The organism is Leifsonia sp. SIMBA_070 (genome assembly GCF_046534635.1).
Lineage (GTDB): Bacteria > Actinomycetota > Actinomycetes > Actinomycetales > Microbacteriaceae > Leifsonia.
On the sequence record NZ_JAWRYK010000423.1, the window covers coordinates 1 to 263 of the forward strand.

Consider the following 263-nt stretch of genomic DNA (forward strand, 5'->3'; position numbering starts at 1 on the left):
GGTGCCGCGCCAATTCGCATATGCTTACTGACAAAAGCTGTAGGCTTGCCGAGGGAACGGGCGATTTCTTCCCCGGTCATATTGAATTCACCTTTCAGCTTTTCAAAGGCCAGCGCAGTCGCCAAAGGTTTAAGGCCTGACTGCTGCAGGTTTTCGATCAGCTGCCCCATGATGCGCTGCTTTTCATCTTTGGGCGGCCGGCCAACATAGATATCAATAAATTCATCACCGCGCTTTTTCATTGATCGGATACGGGTGGCACC

1 protein-coding gene is annotated in these 263 nt (G+C 51.7%); it reads right to left on the bottom strand.

Annotated elements, in window-relative coordinates:
* Nucleotides 1-263: hypothetical protein (locus tag SB754_RS20935; RefSeq protein WP_410784273.1), on the bottom strand; the 263-nt coding region annotated here is incomplete at both ends.